We start from the raw sequence: 509 nt of genomic DNA, 5'->3' as shown, positions 1-509 counted from the left end.
GTTAACTCGTCGTCTCGGAGGTCTCGAGCTGAGCGCGACTTGCCGCGCCACTTGTAGTAGCCAGAAGTCGATACGCCGAGTTGAGCACACATGAACGTGACCGTATATGAATCGGATTCAGCCCAGTCCGCGATAGCCGCGAATTTCACCGCGGGTCTTTCGCGAACCAGGTCGCTACTTTTTTTGCGAACTCCACCTCCATCCGGGCGTGCTTCACTTCTTCGCGAAGGCGCTCGAGTTCCGCCCGCTCGTCCTCATTCAACGGGCGGTCAGACTCACCGTTTCCCTCGTCTCGAGTCTTCTTCACCCATTTCCCCAACGTCATCTCGTGAACGCCGATACTGCGTGCAACTTCGGCGATCGCACGGCCATCATCGATGACCAAACTTACCGCGTTGGCCTTGTACTCGGCAGTGAAGCTCCGACGAGTAGATCCCATAATCCGCTCCCTCTATCTTGGGGGAACTCACCGCTCATCTCCGGGTGTCCACCAGAGCGGGAACGGTCCA

1 protein-coding gene is annotated in these 509 nt (G+C 57.8%); it reads right to left on the bottom strand.

The genetic code is table 11. The features are described 5' to 3' along the window. Positions 1 to 145: 145 nt before the first annotated feature. Complete coding sequence (locus tag ABFX36_RS19005) at positions 146 to 439, bottom strand: transposase (protein ID WP_006898371.1); 294 nt, start codon at positions 437 to 439, stop codon at positions 146 to 148. Between the last annotated feature and the right edge of the window lie 70 nt (positions 440 to 509).

Origin of the sequence: Gordonia cholesterolivorans, assembly GCF_039531975.1 — a bacterium.
Taxonomy (GTDB): Bacteria; Actinomycetota; Actinomycetes; order Mycobacteriales; family Mycobacteriaceae; genus Gordonia; species Gordonia sihwensis.
This window is presented reverse-complemented; position numbering and strand designations above follow the sequence as displayed.

Excerpts from the sequence above, each read along its gene's own strand:
- ABFX36_RS19005 (WP_006898371.1), bottom strand. The coding sequence starts at position 439 with ATGGGATCTACTCGTCGGAGCTTCACTGCCGAGTACAAGGCCAACGCG.